At 71.3% G+C, this 20,196-nt stretch carries 16 protein-coding genes; 7 read left to right on the top strand and 9 right to left on the bottom strand.

Annotation, left to right across the window (positions count from 1 at the left end):
* Positions 1–130: 130 nt before the first annotated feature.
* The 5 genes from AHOG_RS13325 to AHOG_RS13345 form a co-directional block, all read right to left on the bottom strand.
* The gene (locus tag AHOG_RS13325) at positions 131–1,174 is read right to left on the bottom strand and encodes a DUF6461 domain-containing protein (RefSeq protein ID WP_093941641.1); all 1,044 of its coding nucleotides are present in this window, start codon (positions 1,172–1,174) and stop codon (positions 131–133) included.
* Between the two features lie 114 nt (positions 1,175–1,288).
* Positions 1,289–2,971, bottom strand: coding sequence for an MDR family MFS transporter (locus AHOG_RS13330; protein WP_245856733.1), 1,683 nt, complete (start codon positions 2,969–2,971; stop codon positions 1,289–1,291).
* 124 nt (positions 2,972–3,095) lie between these two features.
* A complete protein-coding gene (locus AHOG_RS13335; RefSeq protein WP_169725859.1) occupies positions 3,096–3,707 on the bottom strand; it encodes a TetR/AcrR family transcriptional regulator in 612 nt (203 codons plus the stop codon).
* 276 nt (positions 3,708–3,983) lie between these two features.
* Entirely contained in the window at positions 3,984–4,982 is a 999-nt protein-coding gene (locus AHOG_RS13340) for a bile acid:sodium symporter (RefSeq protein WP_093941643.1), read from the bottom strand.
* A 354-nt stretch (positions 4,983–5,336) separates the two neighbouring features.
* On the bottom strand, positions 5,337–5,546 hold the full coding sequence (locus AHOG_RS13345) for a hypothetical protein (RefSeq protein WP_157736802.1): 210 nt from the start codon (positions 5,544–5,546) through the stop codon (positions 5,337–5,339).
* A 471-nt stretch (positions 5,547–6,017) separates the two neighbouring features.
* On the opposite strand from AHOG_RS13345, the gene mshC reads away from it, so the two are divergent.
* A complete protein-coding gene (gene mshC / locus AHOG_RS13355) occupies positions 6,018–7,256 on the top strand; it encodes a cysteine--1-D-myo-inosityl 2-amino-2-deoxy-alpha-D-glucopyranoside ligase (RefSeq protein WP_093941646.1) in 1,239 nt (412 codons plus the stop codon).
* A gap of 175 nt (positions 7,257–7,431) precedes the next feature.
* On the opposite strand, the gene AHOG_RS13360 is transcribed toward mshC, so the two are convergent.
* Entirely contained in the window at positions 7,432–8,139 is a 708-nt protein-coding gene (locus tag AHOG_RS13360; RefSeq protein WP_093941647.1) for a SanA/YdcF family protein, read from the bottom strand.
* A gap of 551 nt (positions 8,140–8,690) precedes the next feature.
* Between AHOG_RS13360 and AHOG_RS13365 the strand changes: the two genes are divergently transcribed.
* Positions 8,691–9,818 carry a carboxylate-amine ligase gene (locus AHOG_RS13365; protein ID WP_211290592.1) on the top strand — a complete coding sequence of 376 codons (1,128 nt, stop codon included), beginning with the start codon at positions 8,691–8,693 and terminating at the stop codon, positions 9,816–9,818.
* 64 nt (positions 9,819–9,882) lie between these two features.
* A complete protein-coding gene (locus AHOG_RS13370; protein ID WP_093941649.1) occupies positions 9,883–10,206 on the top strand; it encodes a DMT family transporter in 324 nt (107 codons plus the stop codon).
* 186 nt (positions 10,207–10,392) lie between these two features.
* Here AHOG_RS13370 and AHOG_RS13375 read toward each other — a convergent pair whose 3' ends face one another.
* Positions 10,393–11,298 carry a PAC2 family protein gene (locus AHOG_RS13375; RefSeq protein WP_093941650.1) on the bottom strand — a complete coding sequence of 302 codons (906 nt, stop codon included), beginning with the start codon at positions 11,296–11,298 and terminating at the stop codon, positions 10,393–10,395.
* 50 nt (positions 11,299–11,348) lie between these two features.
* Here AHOG_RS13375 and metH point away from each other — a divergent pair, with 50 nt between their 5' ends.
* Both metH and AHOG_RS13385 read left to right on the top strand, forming a co-directional pair.
* Positions 11,349–14,912, top strand: coding sequence for a methionine synthase (gene metH, locus AHOG_RS13380; protein WP_093941651.1), 3,564 nt, complete (start codon positions 11,349–11,351; stop codon positions 14,910–14,912).
* A gap of 398 nt (positions 14,913–15,310) precedes the next feature.
* Positions 15,311–16,030 (top strand): HAD family hydrolase, encoded by a 720-nt coding sequence (locus AHOG_RS13385; protein WP_281258095.1) that lies wholly within the window; start codon positions 15,311–15,313, stop codon positions 16,028–16,030.
* A gap of 80 nt (positions 16,031–16,110) precedes the next feature.
* On the opposite strand, the gene AHOG_RS13390 is transcribed toward AHOG_RS13385, so the two are convergent.
* Positions 16,111–16,917 (bottom strand): LLM class flavin-dependent oxidoreductase, encoded by an 807-nt coding sequence (locus AHOG_RS13390; protein ID WP_093941652.1) that lies wholly within the window; start codon positions 16,915–16,917, stop codon positions 16,111–16,113.
* Positions 16,918–17,005: 88 nt separating this feature from the next.
* A complete protein-coding gene (locus AHOG_RS13395) occupies positions 17,006–18,169 on the bottom strand; it encodes a citrate/2-methylcitrate synthase (protein WP_093944429.1) in 1,164 nt (387 codons plus the stop codon).
* A gap of 90 nt (positions 18,170–18,259) precedes the next feature.
* On the opposite strand from AHOG_RS13395, the gene AHOG_RS13400 reads away from it, so the two are divergent.
* On the top strand, positions 18,260–19,471 hold the full coding sequence (locus AHOG_RS13400) for a citrate/2-methylcitrate synthase (protein ID WP_093941653.1): 1,212 nt from the start codon (positions 18,260–18,262) through the stop codon (positions 19,469–19,471).
* Positions 19,472–19,587: 116 nt separating this feature from the next.
* Positions 19,588–20,040 carry a GNAT family N-acetyltransferase gene (locus tag AHOG_RS13405; RefSeq protein ID WP_093944430.1) on the top strand — a complete coding sequence of 151 codons (453 nt, stop codon included), beginning with the start codon at positions 19,588–19,590 and terminating at the stop codon, positions 20,038–20,040.
* The last annotated feature ends 156 nt before the right edge of the window (positions 20,041–20,196 follow it).

Below are 20,196 nucleotides of genomic sequence, written 5' to 3' on the forward strand. Positions count from 1 at the left end.
ATGCTGCCGGGACCGGCGGGTCCCCGTAGTGCCTCGAGGAAGACGCGGTGCCCGAGCGGAACGGCGCGCGTTCAACGCCGTCGTGGTCCTCCTCGACGGGCTCCGCGTGGCCGAGCCGGGTCCCGCCGCCTCAGCGCACCTTGTTGAGCACCGCGATCGCGTCTCGCACGGCCAGGCCGACCTCGTGCCGTGCTTCGATCCCGGCTCGGGCGGCGGCGTCGAGCCGGGTCTCCTCCGGCAGCCCTTTCGATCGGTGCGCCCGTTGCCGGTCCACCTGCCACGCCATGACCTGCTCGTACACCGGCGAGCCCCGATCCAGCGGCACCTCGTGACCAGCCTCGGCCTCGGCCAGAGCCGCGCGCACGGCCTCGGAGTCGGCCACACCCGCGCCCTCGGCGAGGCCGCGCACCAGATCGAGCAGCTCTCGTCGCGAAGTCGGCCTGCTCTTCGCCGCGAGGCGCGCCGCCGCCTCCGGCGCGTGCGGCTCGAGCGCGGCGAGCCGCAGCGCGGGCCGGGCGTCGGGCAGCAGGGCGTGGAACGGGACGGTGAGCAGGTGCCCGATGGTGTCCGCCTCCCTGAGACGCACCCCGGTCATCAGTTCGACGAGTGTCAGCGCCGCCGAGTCCGGATCGACGGCGAGGGCCCCTGCCCCGGACTCGTCGTGCGGGGAAGGGGCGTCGGCGGGCTTCCCGTGAACCGCCTCGGCGCCTCGCAGGCCCGCCGAGATCATCGAGTCGAGCAGAGCGTCCGGCTCGGCGCCCCAGCGGCGTTCCGGCGCGAGCTGGTCGAAGCAGGTCCGAACGGTCCCGTCCACCGCATGGGTGAACTGGCCGGTCTCGCCTGCGTCCCGGAACACCGACACGGCTTCGCCTCCGGTCGAAAGGCTTCGCAGCACCTCCCGCCGGGTGCCCTGGAAGCCGTCGATCTCCATGAGCACGGTCCAGGAGCCGAGTCGGACCGCCCGCGCCACCTCGGGGTAGCCCTGGTCGAAGGAACGGGTCATCTCCAGGCCGCGTTCCGGAGTCGCCACGACGACGTCGTCCTCGACGCCGCCGAGCAGACACAGCGCGTCCTCGGGCAGCGTCTCCCGCACGAACGAGAAGCAGAACCCCGGCCTGCCGCCTGCCCCGGCGGGCCAGCTGCGTTCGGCCTGAGCCCTGATCTCATCGGTCATCTGTGTGGTCTCCCCGGATCGCGGTGGCCGGTCGGTGCGGGCCCGGCTCGGCGTGGTCGTGCGCGAGGATAGTGCGGTCGGACGCCGTCGTCGGCGCCCGAGGGTCGGCCCCGGCTACTCCGACCGAGCTGACCCGGCCCTCTCGCCCGCGGCTGTGACGGTGCCGTCCCCACCGTCCGTCGTCGGCTCCGCCGGTGTCTCGGCGCCCGTGGGCTCCGCGGCCGTCGTCGACTCGGCGGGGTCGCCCTGCAGGCCCGGAGCGGTGGCGGCCAGCGGCTTCTCCTTCAGGAACAGCGCCAGCACGGTGCCGAAGAGGAACACCGGAACCAGGTACAGGAACACCGGCGTGAGGGCGTTGGCATAGGACGTCACGAAGGCGTCCCGCAGTGGCGCGGGCAGCCCCGCCACGATCGCCGGAGTGATCGACTCCACATGCGGGACCTCGATCTCGGCGCCCTGCGGAAGACGCTGATCCAACTGGGCCGTGAGCCTGCTGCTGAACAGCGACCCCACGACCGACACGCCGAGCGTGGCGCCGATCTCCCGGAAGAAGTTGTTGCTGGAGGTCGCGGTGCCGATCTCGGCGGGACTCACCGAGTTCTGCACGGCCAGGACCAGGACCTGCATCACCAGTCCGATGCCGAAGCCGACGACGGCCAGGTACAGGCAGACCAGGGCCACCGGGTCGTCGATCTGCAGCGTCGACAGCAGGAACAGGGCCACCGTGGTGATCGCGGTGCCCGCGATAGGGAAGATCTTGTAACGCCCGGTCCTGCTGATGGCGAATCCGGATCCGATGCCGGAGACCAGCATGCCCACGACCATGGGGATGACCAGCAGCCCCGACTCGGTCGCGCTGGCGCCGTAGACCATCTGCAGGTAGGTCGGGATGTAGCTGATCGCGGCGAACATCCCGAGGCCGACCAGCAGACCGAGGAGGGTGGAGACGGTGAAGATGCCGTTGCGGAAGAGCCGCAGCGGGATCACCGGGTCGGCGGCGAACCGTTCGGCGAGGCAGAACAGGCCGGCCGCGACGACGGTGCCCGCGGCGAGGCCCAGGATCTGCGGGGAAGCCCAGTCGTAACGGGTGCCGCCCCAGCTGGCGAACAGCGTCAGGCAGGTCACGGCGATCGCCATGAGGCCGATGCCGAGGAAGTCCACCCGGACCGCGTTGTCCCGCTTGGGCAGGCGGATGCCCAGCCAGGAGATGACGAGCGCCGCGATGCCCAGCGGCAGGTTGATCCAGAACGCCCAACGCCAGCTCGAGCTGTCGGTGAAGTAGCCGCCGAGCAGCGGGCCGACGACGGCCGAGACACCGAAGATCGCACCCATCGGAGCCATGAACTTGGCTCGCTGTCGGGCGGGGACCAGGTCGGCGATGATCGCCTGCGACATGATCATGAGCCCGCCGCCTCCGATGCCCTGGAGGCCGCGGAAGGCGATGAGCTGGCCCATGTTCTGGGCGAACCCGCACAGCGCCGATCCGATGACGAACAGGATGATGGCGCCGAGGAAGAGGTTCCGGCGGCCGAGCAGGTCGCCCATCTTGCCGTAGACGGGCATCGCGATGGTGACGGCGAGGATGTAGGCGGTGACCACCCACGCCATCGCGCTGACGCCGTCGAGCTCCCCGACGATGGTGGGCAGTGCCGTGGCGACGATGGTCTGGTCCAGGGCGGCCAGCAGCATCACGACCATCAGCGCGGCGTAGACCCAGCCGAAGCCCTGGGCCGGTCGGTCCGGTGCGGGTCCGCCCGCCGGCGACGGCGGTGGGGGCTCCACGACGGTCTGACTCACGAGTCTCTCCTGTTCGGGCACGATGAGGCGCGCCGGTGGATCACCGGACGCGAGGAATCCAGGTCTCGCGGCGACATCGGCGCGGACGGGTGAACCCGGTGGGGTTCGGCGAGGCGATGGGGCTTCAGGCCACGAGCGAGGTCCAGAGCGAGCGGAGGTTGGCCAGCGCACGGCCCACCTCGGCGGCGGGGGAGACGTCGAAGTCTCGGGACCAGCGCTCCATGCCTACCCGGACGGCGGCCAGGACGACGGCGGCGGCGAGCCGGGCCGTGTCGTCCTCGTCGTCGTCGAGGCCGAGACGGGCGCCGATGAGCTCGGCGACGTCGAGTTCGAACTGGTGGAATCGCTGGAGCTGCAGCGGCATGAGGCGCGGGTTGTCCCGCAGGACCTGATGGAAACACTCCATCGTGCTACGGCGGGCCTCGAACTCGATGCCATGAGCGACGAAGAGCGTCGTCAGATCGGCCAGCACGTCCCCCGTCCCCGCGAGGAACGCGGCTCTGGCGTGGTCGGGGATCGGCGGCGGGCCGTCTGCCAGCGCCGACTCCTTGCTCGGGAAGTAGTTGAAGAACGTGCGTACGGACACGCCCGCCTGAGTGCTGATCTGCTCGACGGTGACGTGGTCGAGCCCGTGCTCCGAGACGAGGGCGAGCGCGGTCTGCTGAATGCGATCACTCGTCTCACGTCGGCGTCGAGCCCGCAGGCCCCCGCTCGTGACGCCTTCCCTCGAAGGCATGGTGCTGTCCCCCATGGGGTTAATCTTGCAGGACGTGCAGAACGTGCACAACCTGCAAATCTCACACTGATGCGTGAGTGTGGACACGTCTTCGGCGGCACCCAGGGTCGGTTCAGGGCAGAGAAGTGACGCTGTGTGAACGCAGGCGGGTGGGCGCCGAGCCGTGCTGCCGGGGCTCGGCTCCCACGGTCTTGTTCGAGTCTTCTCGACGACGGCCGCGCCGGTGGAGGGCCGCGCCGGTCACAGGCGAGCGGGCCGCCGACCTCGACGGGCACCTCAGGTCTGCTCGTCCCGCGGCGATGCGGCGAGGGGCAGCAGCCGGGGGATCACGCGGACGTAGAGCACCATGCCCACCACCTCCACCAGCGTCTGCGTGACCACGACCAGCGCCGCGACGGCCAGCGCGTCGGGCAGGGCCAGCGCGAGCGGCAGCACGACGAGGGAGTTGCGGGTGGCCCCGCTGAACACGACCGCACGGCCTGCCCGCGCGTCCAGCCGGAAGAGGCGGGCCATGCCGAGTCCGGCGAAGGGCATCACCACGAGGAAGGCGAGGTAGAAGGGCACCACGACGAGTACGGCGGAGACGTCGCCGCCGAGGGCGGGGACCTGTGAGGCGACCACCGTCGCCAGGGTCCCCGCCATCAGCGGCACCATCGTGGTGCCCGCTCCCGTCGCGACGGCCCGTCCGGCGGGTCCGCGGGCCGCCCAGGCCTGCGTGAGCCAGGCCGCGGTGAGCGGGATGAGGATCAACACGACGAACGCACGCACGAAGGGTCCGAACTCCACCACGTCGGCCAGGTCGGGGCCGAGGAACAGCAGCAGGAAGAGCGGCAGCAGTGCCATCTGCGACACGAGCAGCAGCGGCGTCGCCGCGAGCAGCCGTCGGCCGCTGCCGCCCGCCAGACGGCAGAACACGATCACGTAGTCCACACACGGGGTCAGCAGCACCAGCAGCACGCCGAGGCGGACGGCCCGGTCGGCGGGCAGCAGCAGGAACAGGGCGGCCACGACCAGCGGGACCACCGCGAAGTTCACCGCCAGGGTGGCGGCCAGGAAGCGTCCCTCGCGGAAGGATCGCACCAGGTCCGCGGCGGGTACCTGGAGGAACGTCACGTACAGCAGGGCGCCCAGCACGGGGTTGATCGCGTGCTCGAGCGCGGGCCCCGCGGCGGGGACGGTCCAGCCCGCGATCGCGCCCGCCGCCATCGCCGCCAGATAGACGGCGACCTGGTGTCGTTCCAGCCGGGCGGCCAGTGCCGCCGCGCCTCGTGTCATGTCGAGACCCCTCGCTCGCCGTCCGGTCGTCGCTCCGCACTCGATCGGCCGCCGGGGCCGAGGTCGAGCGCCCTCGGCGGCGCCCTGCCGTGAGTCGACGTCCGAGGTGGGCGCCGACGTCGATCGTCGACATGGGCGATCGGTGCTCGCCGCGATCGCCTGGTGATCGGGCCTGGCGATGCGGCCGCCTCGCTCGTGATGCCTGCATCGGTCGCTCGCGCGGTCGGGCCCGACCCGTCCGTTCGGGACGGCCTCGTGGAGGGTAGAACGCCGAGATCGTTCGTGGCCGCGTCACCCCGGACTGCGTTCGCGGCGAAGCGAGCGGCATACACGCGTATTATTCACTCTATCTCTTCAGTGAAAGATGAAATCAATATCGAAAGTGCCCGCGGCCGGCTTCCGGACGTCCCGCCCGGCCGCCGCCCACGCCGCAGCGACTCCATGGTTCGGCGGCCTGACCTGAACGCCGATCCAGACCTCATACCGGTCGGCGGGGCTGTAGTCGAAGGAGGGATCGGAGAACCGCGCGATGAGCACCGAGATCGGTGTCGGGCTGTCCGCCATGGAGGAGACGACGGCGGCGGAGGGCATCTCCGCCGCGGCGCGACGGACCGATGCCGCGAATCCACCTCGGCCTGCACATCGTGTTGGACGACGGTGACGCGCATCAGGGGAGCGGGCGGCGATGCTCGAACGGCTCGGCGCGGCACCCGAGGCGACGCCGGAGACGACCGCCGGGTCACGACCACCGGCGGTCCCTCGAGACTGCCGAGCGGGTCGCCGCCTATGCCGAGGCAGGCGTCGACGAATTCGGTCTCGCGGTCGACGGCGGTGGCTTCCCTCGTCAGGCGGAGTCGATCGCCGAGGTCCGCTCGCTTTGCTGACCGTCGCTCCCGGCCGGCCGCGTGGGGGCACGGCGGTCGGTCGGCGCCTGCCGAGGCAGGCGGGCCGAGTCGGGGACGGCGACGGCCGGATCGCGGGACGAGGGGCGACCCGGCAGCCTGGTCGTCGCCCGTCGCGCATAGGGTCGAGCGCATGGAAACCTGGTCGTCGGCCCCGGTGCCCGCCCTGCCCGGCACACCTCGTCCCCTGCGGCTCTACGACACCGCCTCGGCGCAGGTGCGACCCACCGCGCCCGGCTCCACCGCTCGGATGTACGTCTGCGGCATCACCCCGTACGACGCGACGCATCTCGGTCACGCCGCCACCTATCTGACCTTCGATCTGGTTCATCGGATCTGGCTCGACAACGGCCACGACGTGCACTATGTGCAGAACGTCACCGACGTCGACGACCCGCTGTTGGAGCGCGCGAACCGGGACCAGACGGACTGGGTGGTCCTCGCCATGCGGGAGACCGCTCTGTTCCGAGAGGACATGGAGGCCCTGCGGGTCCTGCCGCCCCGGCACTACATCGGTGCCGTGGAGTCGGTGCCCGAGATCGCGACGGCGGTGGCGGAGCTGCTCGCCTCGGGCGCGGCCTACCGAGTCGACGACGCCGACTATCCCGACGTCTACTTCGACCATCGTGCGAGTGGCCGTTTCGGCTACGAGTCGAATTACGACGAGGCACGAATGCTCGAGTTCTTCGCCGAGCGTGGCGGCGACCCGGAGCGCGAGGGCAAGCGGCACCCGCTGGACGCCCTGCTGTGGCGGCAGGCCAGGCCCGGTGAGCCCTCCTGGGAGTCCGAGCTGGGGGCGGGCAGGCCTGGTTGGCACGTCGAGTGCTCGGTGATCGCGCGCAGGCATCTCGGCATGGGCTTCGACGTCCAGGGCGGCGGCTCCGACCTGATCTTCCCGCATCACGAGTACAGCGCCGCCCACGCCGAGGCGTTGACCGGGGAGCAGCCGTTCGCCCGGCACTACTGCCACACGGGCATGGTGGGTCTGGATGGCGAGAAGATGTCCAAGTCGCGAGGCAACCTGGTCTTCGTCTCCCGACTTCGCGGCGACGGCGTCGACATGGCGGCGCTGCGGCTGGCGCTGTTGGACTCGCACTACCGCGATGACCGGATGTGGACCGACGCGGTGTTGGCGACGGGGCGGGCGCGGGCCGAGCGCTGGCGTGCGGCGGTCGCGCTCGCCGAGGGGCCGCCCGCACAGCCCGTCCTGGACCGGCTGCGGGACCACCTCTCCGACGACCTCGACACGCCGAGGGCCCTGGCCGCCCTCGACGCCTGGGCCGAGGAGGCGTTGACCAGGCGGGGCACCGATCCGGCGGCACCAGGGCTGATCCGGCGGTCGGTCGACGCGCTGCTCGGGGTCGCCCTCTGACTCCGGTGCCGGCGGGCGGCCTGCCGTGCCGCGCGGCCGGGGCGGCGACCTCGGCCGCTCCGGCTCCGGACCGCCCGCGCTGAGGGAGTCGGCGCGGGCTCGTGACAGCGGGGGCGGCCGGGCGGCGCCTGCTCCTCAGGGGCCGGCGCCTGTCACCGTGGGCGACGGCGGCCGTTCACTCCGGATCGCGGAGCCGCGCCGCGGCAGGGGGCGGGGCGGGAGCGGGAGACCCGGCGGCCAGCGCGTCGGCGACTGAGGAGTCCGGGTCGGCCTCGATGGCGCCTTCCGGGTTCTTGAACAGCGCGGTGATCATCGCGGGCAGCCGCGCGCCGGTCTCCCGGAGATAGCCGAAGCGAGTGCCGCTCGGATTCGTCTGTCCGGATTCGTGGGGGACGCCGTGCACCTCGAGGCCGGCGGACCTGCACAGCGCCACCGCGCGCGGCAGGTGGAACCGCTGACTGATGACGATCAATTCCCGCACTCCGTAGACGTCACGGGTGCGTACGCAGGACTCCCAGGTGTCGTTGCCGGAACCGTCCTCGACGATCGCCTCGGTCGGCACGCCGCGACTGACCAGGTACTCGCGCATCGTGCCCGGCTCGTCGTAGTCGCCGGGTCCGACACTGCCGCTGAGCAGCAGCACGCGGACGACGCCCTCGTGGTAGAGGCCCGCGGCCACGTCGAGTCGCCCGGCGAGCAGCTGGGACGGCCTGCCGTCGGGCCGGACGCCCGCCCCGAGGACCAGCGCGACATCGGTGTCAGGGGCATCGTCGGAGTCGACGATCCGCCCCGCGCTGCTGCCGTAGGCCCAGACCGCCGGGGTGCCCAGCAGCACCGCGAGGGCGGCCGTGCCCGCCAGTGCCCATCGCCAACGCCGTCGCATGTGCCCGCCCCTCCACGAAGACCTACGTGATCGATTAAACCCATGGCGGTCCCCCCGCGCTCTGTGTGCCCGACGACATTTCCCGATCTCGGTCAGGCCGTCCGGACACGGATCGCGTCGCGGACATGTCGACGACGAACGTGGGGGCGGTCAGGCGAGGAGGCTGCCGTCGGGAGCGGATTCGACGGCGTGTCGGCCGCCCGTCGGCGAGCGCGGACTCGCACCGGGCGTGCCGTGCGAGGGCATCGTCGCCGGGCGGGGTTTGTGTCGGGTGCCGCAGCGGGCAGCCACCGGTAAGCGGACTGCCGCTGGTGCTTCCGGCCGCAGGCGGCGTGTCACCCGGGTGACAACGATCGCCGACCGTAGCCGGCTCGGCACCACAGGCAGACCATGGAGATCGTCTGCTCATCCTCCCGGCCGATCAGGTCGCTCAGCGAGGGGTTGGTTCACCTGCGATGACGTTCACAACGGATGGCCGGCCGAGCGCTTCCCCCGCCACTGGCTCCCCCGGTGGCCTGCCGGGTGGGTTCCCTGTTCAACGACCACCGTCGGTGGAACCGCTCACCTTCGGCGTCGAGGAGGAGTTCTTTCTGGTCGACGGCCGGACGGGGCGTTGCACGACGGGGGCGTCGGACGTGTTGCGCACCGCGCCCACCTGCGAGGTGGAGTACGCGGCCGAGATCACGGAATTCCAGGTCGAGTCGGTGTCTCCGGTATGCCGGACGGCGGACGAGCTGGCGACCCGCCTCGACCAGGGCCGTCGGGGCCTGGCGGTCGCCGCGCGGCGTGCCGGACAGACGTTACTGGCGTCCGGCGTGCCGATTCACGAGCCGAGCCTGCCGTACGCCCTCACCGAGACTCGTCGCTACCGACGTATCGCCCATGAGCTCGGCGGTGTGATGGAGAGTCTGCTGACCTGCGGCTGCCATGTGCACATCGGTATGCCCGACCTCGACCACGCCGTCGCGGTGAGCGATCAGCTTCGCGCCTTCCTACCCGGACTGCTCGCGCTGAGCGCCAACTCGCCGTTCTTCCGAGGACGGGACTCCGGGTACGCGAGCTGGCGGAGCATCCTCTGGCGGCAGGTGCCCTCCGGGGGGCCGCCGCCGGTGTTCGGCTCGACGGCGGAGTACCAGGCCGAGGTTCGAGGCCTGCTGACTTCGGGAGCCGCGTTGGATCGGGGGATGGTCTACTGGATGATCCGGCCCTCCTCGCACCTGCCGACCATCGAGATCCGCGTCGCCGACGTGATGCCGACCGTCGAGGAGGCGGTCTTGTTCGCCCTGGTGGTGCGGGGACTGGCCGCGACGGCGCTGGCCAGGGTCGATGCAGGCCTTCCCGCCCCGGCCGCGGGCGACTCGATGCTGCGGCTGGCACTCTGGCGTGCCGCCCGTGACGGGGTGGACGGCATGGGTCTGGACCCGGTGTCGGGACGACTGCTGCCTGCGAGCCTGCTGATCGACCGGTTGATCGCCTGGGCCCGGCCCGGCCTGGTGGCGATGGGCGACGAGGTCCTCGTGTCGCGGCTGCTGGCCGCGAGCAGGCGGCGGGGATCGGCGGCCGCCCGTCAGCGTGCCGCGTTCGGCAGGCGGGGCGCCGCCTCGGATGTGGTCGAGCTGTTGGCCGCCCACGTCGCGTCGCGGCTGGACCCGGTGCCGCCGGGAACGGCATCGGAGTGAGGACCACGGTGCGGGCGACAGGCTAGAGTCCTGGCGAGCTGTCCAGTACTGACGGAGTGTCGCCGTGGGTTATCTGCTGTTGTCCTTCGCCATCGTGACCGAGGTGACGGCGACGATCTCGCTGCGACTGTCGGAGGGGTTCACCAGGCTCGTCCCGTCGATCATCACCGTGATCGGCTATGCCACGGCCTTCTTCCTGCTGTCCAGGACGCTCGTCCACGGTGTGCCCCTCGGCATCGCCTACGGCATCTGGGCGGGCGTGGGAGTGGCCCTGGTCGCGGTGATCGGCGCGGTCTTCCTCGGCGACGGGCTGACCTGGGTGCAGAGCCTGGGGATCATGGCGATCATCGGCGGCGTCCTCGCCCTGGAGTTCGGCGCGGCGCACTAGCACCCGGGCGGTGGACGCGATCCCTCACGGCGCCGGGGCGGATTCGACGCGGCGGTGTGATCGGCAGGCCCGTGCGCCAGGGCTCGACGAGAAGGACGGCCCGCGGCGGCGGGCACCGTTTCAGGCGGCAGGCCCTCGCCTGCCGCCTGGGGGCCGGTGCACCGCCGCGCCTGCGGCGGACCGGGATCAGGCCGATCCGCCGCCCTTCCCGCCGGTGCCCCAGCCGCCCCGGTGTCGCCTGCGGAGGTAGCGTTCGAACTCGGCGGCGATGGCGTCGCCGTTGGCCTCGGTCAGGGTGATCTCGTCGCCGCGTTCCTCGAGGGCACGCACGTAGTTGGCGACGTCCTCGTCCTCGTCCGCCATCTCCGAGACGGTCTGCTCCCATTCCTCGGTCTGTTCCGGCAGGCTGCCGACCGGCACCTCGATGTCCAGGACGTCTTCGACACGGCGGAGCAGGGCCAGCGTCGTCTTCGGTGCGGGTGCCTGGGAGACGTAGTGCGGCACGGCCGCCCAGAAGGAGACGGCGGGCACGCCCGCCTGCACGCAGTAGTCGTGGAACACCGCCAGGATGCCCGAGGCACCCTCGTACCGGGAGCGCTCCAGGTTGAACCGGGTGGCGGCCTCGCTGTCGTAGGCGCTGCCGGTGATCGGCACCGGCCGCGTGTGCGCCGTGTCGGCGAGGAGCGAGCCGAGGGTGATGACGGTCGTGACGCCGAGCTTCTCGATCTCCTCGACGAGCCGGGTGCAGAACGAGCGCCAGCGCATGTTGGGCTCGATGCCGTGGAGGAGGATGACATCACGGGCTGCACCCGGAGGGCGACAGACAGTCATTCTCGTCGTGGGCCACTCAACTCGTCGGGTGACACCGTCCACCAGGTGGATGGTCGGTCGAGTCACCGTGAAGTCGTAGTAGTCATCGGGATCGAGCTCGAACAGGGGAGAGGCATCCCAGGCGAGTTGTAGGTGCTCGATAGCGGTACTAGCCGCGTCACCAGCGTCGTTCCACCCTTCGAACGCGGCCACGAGTACCGGGTCGGTCAGGGTCGGCGACGTCGCCTCGGCCTCGTCAGCGCTCAATTCCGGGTCGGTCACCGCTCAAGACTACGACCCTGGCCCGACGCCGAAGACCGTAGGCTGGGCGCATGTCGGATCGTGTCACGTCGCCGTTTCTGGACGCCCTCTCCGCCCGGGTCCTGGTTGCCGACGGGGCGATGGGGACGATGCTGCAGTCCTGGCCGCTCACACTCGATGATTTCGCAGGCCTGGAAGGCTGCAACGAAATCCTCAACGTCACTCGGCCGGACGTCGTTCGCTCCGTGCATCGAGGATATCTCGAGGCAGGCTCCGACGCCGTCGAGACCAATACATTCGGGGCAAACCTCGCTAATCTGGCTGATTACGACATTGCGGACCGTATTCGAGAACTCGCGCATGCCGGTGCCGCGCTGGCACGGGAGACCGCCGACGAGTTCAGCACGACGGAGAAGCCGAGGTTCGTCCTCGGGTCGGTCGGACCGGGGACCAAGCTGCCCACCCTCGGGCACGTCGGCTACGCGACACTGCGCGACTCCTATGCCGAACAGGTGCGCGGGCTGCTCACCGGCGGCTCCGACGTCATCCTGATCGAGACCTGCCAGGATCTGTTGCAGACCAAGGCCGCCGTGCTCGGCGCGCGTCGGGCCATGGCCGCCGAGGGCATCACCGTCCCGGTGATCGCGCAGGTCACGGTGGAGACCACCGGGACCATGCTCCTGGGCAGCGAGATCACCGCCGCCCTGGTCGCCCTGGAACCGCTCGGAATCGATCTGATCGGGCTCAACTGCGCCACCGGGCCCGCCGAGATGAGCGAACACCTGCGGCAGCTCTCGCAGCACGCCAGGATTCCGCTCTCGGTGATGCCCAACGCGGGACTTCCCCAGCTCGGCCCCGACGGCGCCGAATACCCGCTGGGCCCCGAGGAGCTGGCCCAGGCTCTCGCGGGCTTCGTGACCGAGTTCGGCGTGGGCTTCGTCGGCGGCTGCTGCGGCACCACCGGCGCGCACATCACCGCGGTCGTCGACGCCGTCGCCGGGCTCACCCCGACACCGCGCAGACCCCGCCCGGAACCGGGAGTCGCCTCGCTGTACCAGGCGGTGCCCTTCCGTCAGGACGCCAGCGTCCTGATGGTGGCCGAGCGCACCAACGCCAACGGCTCCAAGGCCTTCCGGGAGGCGATGCTCGACGGCCGCTTCGAGGACTGCGTCGAGATCGGTCGCGCGCAGACCAGAGAGGGCGCGCACCTGCTCGACCTGTGCGTCGACTATGTCGGCCGCGACGGAGCGGCGGACATGAGCGAACTCGCGGGCAGGCTCGCCACCGCCTCCACACTGCCGATCATGCTCGACTCCACCGAGCCGGAGGTGCTGCGCGCGGGGCTGGAACGTCTCGGCGGGCGCTGCGTCGTCAACTCGGTCAACTACGAGGACGGCACGGGGCCGACGTCCCGCTTCCATCGGACCATGGAGCTGGTCGCCGAGCACGGCTCCGCGGTCGTGGTCATGTGCATCGACGAGGAGGGTCAGGCCCGCACCGCCGAGGGCAAGGTGCGGATCGCCACCCGGATCATCGACGACCTGATCACGAACTGGGGGATGCGCATCGAGGACGTCGTCGTCGACTGCCTCACCTTCCCGATCTCCACCGGTCAGGAGGAGGTCCGACGCGACGGCGTGGAGACCATCGAGGCCATCCGCGAACTCAAGCGGCTGCACCCCGCGGTGCAGACCACGCTCGGCATCTCCAACATCTCCTTCGGCCTCAACGCCGCCGCCCGGCAGGTCCTCAACTCGGTCTTCCTCCACGAGTGCGTGGACGCGGGCCTGGACACCGCGATCGTCCATGCCTCGAAGATCCTGCCGATGGCCCGTATTCCCGACGAACACCGGGAGGTCGCCCTCGACCTGGTCTACGACCGCAGGCGAGAGGGATACGACCCGCTTCAACGACTCATGGAGCTGTTCGAGGGCGCCACGGCGTCCTCGGCGCGGGCCTCCCGAGCCGAGGAGCTGGCCGCGCTGCCGCTGTTCGACCGGCTTCAGCGTCGCATCGTGGACGGCGAGCGCAAGGGCCTGGAGGCCGACCTGGACGCGGCGCTGCTCGAACGGCCCGCGCTGGCGATCATCAACGACACGCTGCTGTCCGGGATGAAGACGGTCGGCGAGCTGTTCGGCTCCGGCCAGATGCAGCTGCCGTTCGTGCTCCAGTCCGCCGAGGTGATGAAGACCGCCGTCGCCCACCTCGAACCGCACATGGAGAAGAGCGACTCCGAGGGCAAGGGCCGCATCGTGCTGGCCACCGTCAAGGGCGATGTGCACGACATCGGCAAGAACCTGGTCGACATCATCCTGTCCAACAACGGGTATCAGGTGGTCAACCTCGGCATCAAGCAGCCGATCAACGCCATCCTCGACGCCGCCGAGGAACACCGGGTGGACGTCATCGGCATGTCCGGTCTGCTGGTGAAGTCGACGGTGATCATGAAGGAGAACCTGCAGGAGATGAACACCAGGGGAGTGGGGGACCGCTGGCCCGTCCTGCTGGGCGGTGCCGCGCTCACCCGCTCCTATGTGGAGAACGATCTCTCCGAGGTCTACTCGGGACACGTCAGCTATGCCAGGGACGCCTTCGAGGGCCTGCGGCTGATGGATCGGATCATGACCAGGAAGCGGGGCGGTCTGGTGATCGCCGACCCGGAGGAGGAGGCCAGGATCGCCGAACGGCGTGCCCGGCACGAGCGCTCCCGGCGGATCGCCGAGGAACGCAAGGCCAAGGCCGCCGAGGCGGAGGCCGACGTGGTGCGGCCCGCGCGCTCCGAGGTCGCCACCGACGTCCCGGTGCCGACGCCGCCGTTCTGGGGGAATCGGGTGGTCAAGGGCATCCCGCTGGCGAACTACGCGGCGATGCTCGACGAACGGGCCACCTTCCTCGGGCAGTGGGGCCTGCGCGGAGCCAAGGGCGGCGGCGGACCCAGCTACGAGGAGCTGGTGGAGACCGAGGGCCGTCCCCGGCTGCGGGCCTGGCTGGACCGGCTGTCCACGGAGGGCATTCTCGCGCACGCCGCCGTGGTCTACGGCTACTTCCCGTGCGTCGCCGACGGCGACTCGGTCGTCGTGCTGACCGAGCCGAGCCCCGACGCGCCGGAGCGCTTCCGATTCACCTTCCCCCGGCAGGCCAAGGACCGCAGACTCTGCCTGGCCGACTACTTCCGACCGAAGGAGCTCGCGCTCCAGGAGGGCGTGGTCGACGTCCTGCCGCTGACCCTGGTCACCATGGGACAGCCGATCGCCGACTTCGCCGCCGAGCTGTTCGCCACCGACTCCTACCGCGATTATCTGGAGGTCCACGGCCTGGGCGTCCAGCTCACCGAGGCGTTGGCCGAGTACTGGCATCGGCGGGTTCGGGAGGAGCTGCACTGGTCGTCGGGCGGCACGCTCGCCGACGAGGACCCGGCCGAGGTCGAGGAGTACTTCCGCCTCGCCTACCGTGGAGCCCGGTTCTCCCTCGGTTACGGGGCCTGCCCCGAGCTGGAGGATCGTGCCAAGATCGTCGAGCTGCTCGACGCGGAGCGGATCGGCGTGAAGCTGTCGGAGGAGTTCCAGCTGCACCCGGAGCAGTCCACCGACGCGATCGTCACCCACCATCCCGAGGCCGGTTACTTCAACACCTGATCCCGCGCGGTGTGCGGGGGTCGAGGAGCTGCTTCCCGCCCCCCGCCGCCGTCCGCGCGGGGATCGAGACCAGAGGAGCACACGTGTCCCGACCGTCCCCGCAGGACGGCCGAGCCAGGCCCGCCACGGATGCCCCCGAGCGGACCGCCGCCGAGACCCCTGCCGGACCCGTCGAAGCCGAGGCGCCGAGCGCCGGCGGGGCGCCCGACCCGCTCGCGGCGCCGTCCTCGTCCCGCGTCACCGAGGCGGCGGCCGTCGACGGCACCTCGCCGAGCCCGCTCGTCGTCGGGCCGCCGAAGCCTACTGCGGCGGCCTCGTCCGGGAGTCTCCCGGCTGCATCGGCTGATTCCGCCGGGCGGCCTGCCGCCGACGTTCTCGGGCGGCCCGCCACCGGTTCCGTGAGGCGGCTCGCCGCCGGCTCCCCTGGGCGGCTCGCCGCTCACTCCTTTGGGCGGCTCGCCGCCGTCCTCTGGGACATGGACGGCACCCTCCTCGACTCCGAGAAGCTGTGGGCCATCGCCCTGGAGGAGACCGCCGCCGAACTGGGCGGCGTGATCAGCGCCGAGGCACGAGCCGCGATGGTGGGCTCCAACATGAGCAACAGCATGGGCATCCTGCTCGCCGACCTGGGCCTCCCCGTCACACCGGACACGGTCGCCTCCGCCGGGGCCCGAGTCGCCGATCTCACCCGCGAGCTGTTCCGTACCGACCTGCTCTGGCGTCCGGGCGCGCAGGAGGCCCTGCACGCCGTGCACGACACCGGCGTGCCGATGGCACTCGTGACCTCCACGATCCGGTCCCTGGGCGAGGTCGCGCTGCTGACCATCGGCTCCGAACTCTTCACGACCGCCGTCTTCGGTGACGAGGTGCCGCACAACAAGCCGCACCCCGCGCCGTACCTCCAGGCCGCCGCCGCGCTCGGAGTGAACCCCGCCGACACCGTCGCCGTCGAGGACTCGCCCGTCGGCGTCGCCTCGGCGGTCGCCGCGGGCTGCACGGTGCTGGTGGTGCCCTGCGAGGTGCCCGTCGAATCGGGAGAACGCCGGGTGCTTCGGGAGTCGCTCATCGGGGTCGATCCGGCCTTCCTGGCCGGGCTGCTGCCCGCTCCCGCCGTCTGAGCGGCAGCCCGCCGGCCCACGCGGGCCGCCGACCCGGCCGTATCCCGCGCCGCGCCGGTCCGTGTCGGTACGGGACCGGGCTAGCTCGCGGCCTTCAGGGCCGCGGCGAACTCGTAGTCCCGCCGCCAGCCGGCCCTGGTCGGCGGCAGGATCACCCGCTCCGTGCCCGCATCGGCGTACGCGGCGAGCTGCGCCGCGGCCCGCTTGGGGTCGGCGTCCAGCGCGGGCGCCACCACCGTCGCGCGAGGCACCGGGCGCCCGTGGTCCGCGGCCAGCTCCGCCAGTCTGGTGAGCCGTGTGGCCACCTCCGTCGCGGGCAGCCCGAGCGACACCCAGCCGTCGCCGAACTCCGCCGCCCTGCGCAGGGCTCGGTCGCCGTCGCCCGCCACCAACACGGGCGGCATGGCCGATCCGGGCGTCAACGTCACCTCCGTCCCGTCGGCCAGCACGGTCGGGAGGCCGCCGATCAGGCCGGGCAGCACCCGCAACGCCTCGTCGGTGCGAGTCCCCCTGTCCTTGAAGGAGACCCCGGCGGCCCGCCAGCCGATGTCGCCGTGGGCGGGATTGCCGGTGCCGACGCCGAGCACGACGCGACCGCCGGACAACAGCTGAAGGGTGCTGACCTGCTTCGCCGCCCAGGCAGGCTGCCGCAGGGCGGGCAGCAGCACTCCGAATCCGATGGTGATCCGCTCGGTCACCGCCGCCGCGGTGGCCAGCACCACGGTGCTGTCCAGCATCGGGGCGCTCGCCACCAGATGGTCGGTGGACCAGACGGAGTCGAGCCCGACCTCCTCGGCGAAACGGGCGCTCGCACCGATCTCGTTGGATATCGGCTGATCAGGGTATGGCGTGGAGGACGGGAGGATCACGCCAATCTCTAAGATCATGCCGGGTGGCAACCGTGGTCTCCGCCGGATTATTCCTTGACGCCACCGGGCGGGCCGGGCCCGCCCGGTGCCGCGTCGAAGGTCCTGCTCAGCGCAACGGCAACGGCAACGGCTGCGGGGCGTCCGGGCCGACGTAGCGCGCGGCGGGACGGATGATGCGGCCGCCCTCGGCCTGCTCCAGGATGTTGGCGGTCCAGCCCACCACCCGACTGACCGCGAAGGTCGGCGTGAACAGCGGGCGCGGGATGCCGCACAGCTCCATCACCACGCCCGCGTAGAACTCCACGTTCGCGTACAACTCGCGGCCCGGCTTCAGCTCCGCCAGGATCTCGACCACCCGACGTTCGACGGTCGTCGCGAAGTCGACCAACGGGCCGCCCAGCTCGGCGGCCTTCTCGCGGAGGAGCACGGCCCTCGGATCGTTCGTCCGATAGACGGCGTGGCCGAAGCCCATGATGCGTTCGCCCGCGAGGACCTTCGCACGGACCCAGTCGTCGATGCGGTCCGGCGTGCCGATGTCGTCGACGGAGTCCAGCGCCCGATCCGGGGCTCCGCCGTGGAGCGGACCGGTGAAGGCGCCGATCGCGGCGGTGACCGCCGACACGACGTCGGCGCCCGCCGAGGCCACCACCCTGGCGGTGAAGGTGGAGGCGTTGAAACCGTGGTCGACGGTCGCGATCAGGTAGGTCTCCACGGCACGAACGTGCGCGGGGGCGGGGTCCTCGATCCCCAGCATCGCCAACCAGTTCGCGGCGTGCGACAGTTCGGGGCGAGGCTCGATCGGCTCCAGTCCGGCACGAAGTCGGTGCAGGGCGGCGAGGATCGTCGGCGTCACGGCGCACACGAGCAGCGCGTCGGCCCGCCGTCGTTCCGGCGGCGCGTCCCACAGCGCGGGCAGATCGTGCACGGCGCCCAGCGCGGACAGGGCCGTCCGCAGCCCCGACATCGGGTCGGCGGACGGCCCGAGCGCCGCGATCGAGGGCAGCAGGGCGCGCAGCCGCTCGGGCAGCACCCGCAGGGGGGCGATCTCGGCGACGAAGCGCGTCAGCTCCGCCGGGTCGGGCAGCCTGCCCTCGACGAACAGGAACCACGTCTCCTCGAAGGAACGCGACGCGGCCAGGTCGATCGCCGAGTACTGCCGGTAGTGGTAGAAGCCTTCTCTTCCCCGTACGTCGCCGATCTCGGTGGTCGTGACGACGACGTCGCGAAGGCCTGCGGGAACCTCGATCGATCCGTCCACAGTGACAGACATGTGCACCTCCTTGGTGGTGTGCACTGTCGACTCGGCACTCCTGTATTGTCAATATTGATGCAGTCAATATGAACGGGAGGATCGCAGGTCATGGCCGACTCCACCGCCGTCGAAGGTGATTCGCGTTACTTGACCACCGCCGAGGTGGCGCATCGCCTGGACGTCAAGGAGGCGACGGTCTACGCCTATGTCAGCAGAGGCCTGCTGCGCAGCGTGCGAGCCAGAGGCGGACGCGGAAGCGTGTTCCGGCAGGACGAGGTCGAGGGACTCGCCGACCGGCGTCGCGACGGCAGGCAGGCCTCCGGCGCGGTCGAACGGATCCGCACCGAGCTGACGCTGATCGCCGACGACGAGCTGTACTTCCGAGGGCATCGCGCGGTCGACCTCGCCACGACCACCACGGTCGAGTCCGTCGCCCACCTGCTCTGGACCGGCGATCTCGCGGATCGGCCGCCGTTCCCCGCGCCCGCCGATCTCGTCGAGTCCGCCGAGGCCGCCATCGCCGTGCTGCCCAGGACCGCGCGACTGACCGACCGACTGCGGGTCGCCGTCGTCGCCCTGGGCGCGCTGGACCCGCTGCGCTTCGCGTTGAGCCCGGAATCGGTGATCCGCGCGGGGGAGACGCTGCTGGGCGTCCTGGCCGCCGCGCACGCGCCGCACGCCCCCCAGGGCGACACGGTCGCGCTGCGAGTGTGGCCGGTCCTCACCTCACGGCCGGTGCGGGCTCGACTGCTCACGGCGGTCCTCATCCTGCTGGCCGACCACGACCTCGCGGTGTCCACGGTCGCCGCGCGGATCGCGGCGAACACGCGGGCCAACCCGTACGCGGTCGTCTCCGCGGGACTCGGCGCCCTCGACGGGCCCCGACACGGAGCGGCGAGCAGCCTCGCCTACCGTTTCCTGGGCGAGGCGCTGTCCGATCCGATCGACGCGCTGTCGGACCGGCTCCGCACCTCGGGCACCGTGCCGGGCTTCGGTCATCGGGTCTACCAGCGCCGCGATCCGCGGGCGGAGCTCCTGATCACGCTGCTCCGCGAGTCGGGGGAGGCGGAGACGCCCCTGCGTGCCCTGGACGCCGTCACGGAGCGGCTGCGCGATCAGAACCCGTCGGCGTTCCCCAACATCGATCTCGCCCTCGCGGCGATGATGCACGCCTACGACATGCGGCCCGACGCCGGTGAGGCCGTCTTCGCCGTCTCCCGGGCCGTCGGCTGGCTGGCCCACGCGATCGAGGAGTACCGCGAGCCCGCGCTGCGGTTCCGACCGGTCGGCGTCTACACCGGAGCCCGGCCCGCTCACTGAGGAACCACGACGCACGACTCTCGCCGGAGCGCGAACGCCCGTGTCGATCGTCGTCTCGGCACTGACGGTCCTGTCGAGCGCCCGGTCTCGTCGGTGCCCGCGTGCAGGATGCCGCCATGAACCTTCGACTCGACCGTGTCACCCCCGAGAACGTGCGAGAGGCCTGTGCGCTCGCCGTCGCACCCGAGCAGGAGGCCGTCGTCGCACCCGTCGCCGTCTCGCTGGCCGAGGCCTACGCACAGCCGGAGACGACCTGGCCGCGCCTGGTCTACGACGGCGACGACCTGGTCGGTTTCGTGATGGCGGGCTTCGATCCGGAGAATCCGGTGGAGCTGTTCCGCTGCGGCGTCTGGCGGTTGAACATCGCGGCGGGTCGGCAGGGCCGGGGCTACGGACGTTTCGCGGTCGAACAGCTCTGCGCCGAGGCACGGCGACGTGGACAGCGGCGCGTCACCGTCATGTGGGAGGTCCATCCGGCAGGCCCCGAGGACTTCTATCGCCGGATCGGTTTCACCCCGACCGGGGAGACGTTCCACGGGCAGGTCGTCGGCGAACGCCTCCTGGACTGACGAGACCCCGCCACCGCGGCCCGGCCGGGGACTCCGCGGCGGTCGGCTCTGGTGTCGTCGCGCCTCGGACCCTGGTCGGCGCGCAACGCGACGTCGCAGGCGGCCACCGCCTGCGACGCCTCCGGCCACCGGGGAGCGGGCGGCGTCCGGCGTCGT

The organism is Actinoalloteichus hoggarensis, assembly GCF_002234535.1.
In the GTDB taxonomy this organism is placed as follows: Bacteria; Actinomycetota; Actinomycetes; order Mycobacteriales; family Pseudonocardiaceae; genus Actinoalloteichus_A; species Actinoalloteichus_A hoggarensis.

Bases quoted from the DNA above. Each gene is read 5' to 3' on its own strand.
- AHOG_RS13360 (WP_093941647.1), bottom strand. From the start codon at position 8,139: ATGCGACGGCGTTGGCGATGGGCACTGGCGGGCACGGCCGCCCTCGCG.
- metH (WP_093941651.1), top strand. From the start codon at position 11,349: ATGTCGGATCGTGTCACGTCGCCGTTTCTGGACGCCCTCTCCGCCCGG.
- AHOG_RS13405 (WP_093944430.1), top strand. From the start codon at position 19,588: ATGAACCTTCGACTCGACCGTGTCACCCCCGAGAACGTGCGAGAGGCC.
- mshC (WP_093941646.1), top strand. From the start codon at position 6,018: ATGGAAACCTGGTCGTCGGCCCCGGTGCCCGCCCTGCCCGGCACACCT.
- AHOG_RS13400 (WP_093941653.1), top strand. From the start codon at position 18,260: ATGGCCGACTCCACCGCCGTCGAAGGTGATTCGCGTTACTTGACCACC.
- AHOG_RS13345 (WP_157736802.1), bottom strand. From the start codon at position 5,546: ATGGCGGACAGCCCGACACCGATCTCGGTGCTCATCGCGCGGTTCTCC.
- AHOG_RS13390 (WP_093941652.1), bottom strand. From the start codon at position 16,917: ATGATCTTAGAGATTGGCGTGATCCTCCCGTCCTCCACGCCATACCCT.
- AHOG_RS13325 (WP_093941641.1), bottom strand. From the start codon at position 1,174: ATGACCGATGAGATCAGGGCTCAGGCCGAACGCAGCTGGCCCGCCGGG.
- AHOG_RS13395 (WP_093944429.1), bottom strand. From the start codon at position 18,169: ATGTCTGTCACTGTGGACGGATCGATCGAGGTTCCCGCAGGCCTTCGC.
- AHOG_RS13340 (WP_093941643.1), bottom strand. From the start codon at position 4,982: ATGACACGAGGCGCGGCGGCACTGGCCGCCCGGCTGGAACGACACCAG.
- AHOG_RS13335 (WP_169725859.1), bottom strand. From the start codon at position 3,707: ATGCCTTCGAGGGAAGGCGTCACGAGCGGGGGCCTGCGGGCTCGACGC.